Here is a 4,248-nt window from a genome sequence, read left to right as displayed (position 1 = left end):
ACAAAGCGCTTCATCAGATGCCCCGCAAAGTCGCCGGGAATCTTATCGCGCGAATTACAGGAAGCAGAGCCTTTTCACACAGCCTGGGCCGGAAGCGGACTCATGCGGCGTACCAAAACACACTTGATCCGACCTCCGATTTCGGCTTCGGAACGTCCAAAGACGCTCCTTGCCGAGATCCGCGCAAATCTGGTCGTGTGACCGGTCGGCCTGGTCATGTAGACCGTTTGTGGATCGACTAATTTTTTAGCTTGTCTTGAAGAAAGCGAGCAAAAAAGTCGCGGGCTATCGCATCCAGAGCTTCGGAGATTTGTTCGGTGGTCTCTCGCGGGGTGACGCGGTTTAGTTCGAGTCTGTCGGCCTCGCGAATGTAATCCATCGATAGTTCGCGCAAGCGCTGGACTTCAGAGTCATCCGGTAAGGGTGCGATTTGTGGCAAAAGGTTTCGCGCGCGCGCGTGCGCGTTCACTTCGAGAGCCATCCATGACAGCCTCCAAGGTACTTACATTGTGGGTTTTTGATCAGTCCCCTCGGCCCAAACAATAACATTCGATACGGAGGGAGGCCCTTGAGATCGGCTCGCGAAGATCAAGTACACTCAACTCGCGCTGCTATGTCGGGTTCCTGACATTGTCAGATTTACTGCGTTCGCTCCTGATTCTTCGATTCGGATTGAAACGCTAAGTGCCCGACTGTAGTTTGACTTCAGGAACCGACGAAGGGCGGTCCAGCTGGGGAGGTTTAGCGTGTCGATGATCCGAAAGCGGCTCTCGATTGAAGAGCGGGCAAGCCGCCCCGCCTTTGATAAGCGAGTATCCGACGCAGCTAAAGACCTTGAGGGCCGTGCGATGCGGCTGCCCCCCAGTCCGGAGCGCGACGCGCTCCTACGCAGGGCTCGCCTCATGGATGTTGCCAAACACATAAATGAGTGGCTGTCGTCGCCAGGACTTCGACCACCGAAATGAGAATGTCGTACCTTCCAGAAGTAAGCGCGGACCAGGGCGGACTGTAATTTTCCGCCGGAGCTGTCACTCGAGCAAGCCCTGGTACTGCGATTTTACGGTCTCGTAGCATTCGCAGGCCGCATCCTGCAGGGCCTGAAGGTTGGTTATCAGGATCTTGCCTCTCGTGTATTTGATGATTCCTGCCTGCTGAAGCGTATGGGCCGCGACCGTCACGCTTGTTCGTTTGACACCGAGCATCTCAGCTAAGAACTCCTGCGTGAATAAGAGCGTATCGCTTTGTGACAGGTCTCTTGACCTGAGCAGCCAGCGGCAGAGGCGGGCGTTCACATGATGCGCCGCCATACAGGCGGTGGATTGCTGCGCCTGACCGTAAAGCGTTTGTTCGTGCCTGATCAGCAGTGAAAGGAGCGTTTGGCTTTGCATGGCCGCATTCCTGAGCTCCGCCAAGCTGCAAACCATTGCCCTACCGCTCAGCTGGGTCACCGCCCGGCTTAGCGACTTCCGGCCATCGAGCGCCGCCGATACGCCAATTACGCCGTCTCGGCCAACCATTGCCGCCTCCACGACTTGGCCACTTGATAACGTGACCACGATGGAAATGACTGCGCTAGTCGGAAAATAGGTCGCGTCGATGTTATCGCCCGCCTCGAACAGCACCTGCTCCTGTTCGAGAGTCACGAGCTTTAGCCAGGGTTGAAGGGCAGCCAGATCGCTCGGCGAAAGCGAGGCGAGAAGCAAGTTTTCTTTGTGCGGCATATCGCGCTCCCTCAGTTATGGCGGGAGCGCAAAACTCTCGGTCAGCGGCGCCGGTGGTCTGCCGTTAATCACACGACACTACGCTCAAACGGAAATAAAGCGAGGGCAATATGTCCCTAGCTAAGCAGCGATCCGCTGTCCCGTCCGTATGTTCCGCGATGGGTCAAAATGCGAAGAACTCAGGTTGAGCAATATGGCCCGCTCTGCCGCTTTGAGCGGACCTCCATCAGACGCGCTGCAACTTCGCAGATGGGCCAAGAAGAGACTCTCGCTTCGCAGCATCAGCGGTCCGCCATGCGCAAGACCGGTCTTTGAGTTAGATCAATCCGCTGCTTTGGGTCGGGACCTATCAATTGGCGGCTCCAAACAAATGGCGGGAGGACGCCGACCATGAAATCAAATCCGCTTAGGCCGCATACCCCTGATGACGATCCAGAACCCGGAACGCCAGGTACCGCTGAGGACCTCTGTCCCGAATGCGCGGGAACCGGCAAAGTGGCAGACAAGGTGACGGGCAAAGAGAGTGCTTGCGAACGCTGCGACGGTACGGGCCTCATCATTCAGGGCGTCGGATAGCGCTCAGCGCGAGGCGGTTCCCGGGTCGCGCTTCCACAAGGGGGCATCCCGCATCACCGCACGCGACCCAGGGATGAGTTTTAATGCTTCACTTTCGTCCGCTAGACGCTCCGACACCGTTTCTCTTCTTTACCGGCAAGGGCGGCGTCGGCAAGACCTCGCTGGCATGTGCTACCGCCGTCGGTCTCGCCGACCGTGGATCGCGCGTCCTGCTCGTCAGCACCGATCCCGCGTCGAACCTCGACGAGATGCTGGAAGTCAGGCTGAGCGATTGTCCGGTGTCGGTGCCGAACGCGGCCGGGCTCTTCGCGATGAACATTGACCCGGAGGCAGCAGCCGATAGCTATCGAACCCGCGTGCTCAAACAACTCGGGCCTGCTATTACTGCTGAGGAGAGATCGACCGTACGCGAACAACTTTCTGGCGCTTGCACCACCGAGATAGCCGCCTTCGACGAGTTCGTGGGCCTACTGGACGGCGATATGGCGGGCTTCGACCATATCATTTTCGATACGGCCCCGACCGGCCACACATTGCGGCTTCTTAGCCTGCCAAAGGCGTGGACCGGCTTTCTCAAGGACAACGATCGCGGGGCATCCTGTCTCGGCCCACATTCAGGTTTGAAGATGCAGGAGGATCGATTTCACCAGGCGCTTCAAGCGCTGGGCGATCCCAGGCGGACCACCGTTGTCTTGGTCACCCGCGCCGATCGGAGTGCGATCCGCGAGGCGGCTCGAACTTCGGGTGAACTCGACGCGCTCAATCTTTCGAGCCAGATTCTCGCTGTGAACGGACGCTTTCACGCCACGGACCCTGCCGATGTCATGGCAGTTGCCCTCGAGCGGGAGCAGGACGAGGCTCTCGCCTCGATGCCGGCGTCGCTGGCGAAACTGCCGCGAGACGAAATCCCGTTGTTTGGCTTTGACATCGTGGGCCTCACGGTTCTCAGGCGGATGTTGACGTCCGATCCGCTGCCTCTGGATGAAGCCGCCGAACAAGATGCCAAGCTGATCGACTTGCCGGGCCTCGACCGGTTGGTCGACGATATCGCCAAAGGAAAGCATGGCCTCATCATGGTCATGGGCAAGGGCGGCGTCGGAAAGACGACGATTGCCGCTGCCATCGCAGTCGGACTTGCCAAGCGGGGGCATGCCGTGCACCTCAGCACGACAGATCCTGCAGCGCATGTCAAATTCGTGGTTGATGGCGTGATGCCGGGCCTGACGGTGGATCGGATCGATCCCCGGGTCGAGACTGAACGCTATGTCGCGAAAATACTGGCGAGCCGTGGCCGCGGCCTGGACGAGCAGGGCAAGGCGCTGCTGCTCGAGGACCTGGCCTCGCCATGTACCGAGGAAGTCGCTGTGTTTCATGCCTTCTCGCACGTCGTTGCGGAAGCGCGAAGCGCCTTCGTGGTCCTCGATACGGCACCAACGGGCCATACCCTGCTGCTGCTCGATGCGACCGGCGCTTATCATCGCCAGATGACGAGCCAATTAGAGCCGAGCGGACCGGGGCGTATCGTGACCCCGCTGATGAGGCTGCAGGACCCCACGCACACCCGCGTGATCCTGGTAACTCTGCCGGAGACAACTCCAGTTTCAGAGGCCGCTGCTCTTCAGCAAGACCTGCGGCGCGCCGGTATCGAGCCATTTGGTTGGGTCATCAACAAATGTCTTGTCGCTTCGGGAACTCACGATCCCTTGCTGCGGTTGCGGCTCGCGAGAGAGCGGACGCAGATCGCTCGCGTTCAGGACGGTCTGGCAGAACGGTCATACATGATTAGCTGGCGAAGCAAGCCTCCTGTCGGTGTTGAGGAGCTTGAGGCGCTGTCATAATTGACCCGACTACCTGATGATGTCCGCTAATGGGATGGTCCGGCCGTGCTCCCGCCCTGCCAGCAAGCGAAGCTGGCAAGGGGCTAAAGACAAGGAGTACGCCATGTCTCAGA

3 protein-coding genes are annotated in these 4,248 nt (G+C 59.1%); 1 reads left to right on the top strand and 2 read right to left on the bottom strand.

All coding sequences use genetic code 11. The annotated features are described in order from the left end of the window. Window positions 1-238: 238 nt before the first annotated feature. On the bottom strand, window positions 239-481 hold the full coding sequence (locus tag Q0687_RS27490; RefSeq protein WP_298884077.1) for a hypothetical protein: 243 nt from the start codon (window positions 479-481) through the stop codon (window positions 239-241). Between the two features lie 547 nt (window positions 482-1,028). After that, window positions 1,029-1,721 (bottom strand): Crp/Fnr family transcriptional regulator, encoded by a 693-nt coding sequence (locus Q0687_RS27485; RefSeq protein WP_298884075.1) that lies wholly within the window; start codon window positions 1,719-1,721, stop codon window positions 1,029-1,031. A 659-nt stretch (window positions 1,722-2,380) separates the two neighbouring features. Between Q0687_RS27485 and arsA the strand changes: the two genes are divergently transcribed. Next, a complete protein-coding gene (gene arsA / locus Q0687_RS27480; protein WP_298884073.1) occupies window positions 2,381-4,135 on the top strand; it encodes an arsenical pump-driving ATPase in 1,755 nt (584 codons plus the stop codon). Window positions 4,136-4,248 lie beyond the last annotated feature (113 nt).

Source organism: uncultured Bradyrhizobium sp. (assembly GCF_936928535.1).
Lineage (GTDB): Bacteria > Pseudomonadota > Alphaproteobacteria > Rhizobiales > Xanthobacteraceae > Bradyrhizobium.
The sequence above is the reverse complement of the archived record's forward strand: the minus strand, read 5'-3'. Positions and strand labels throughout refer to the sequence as shown.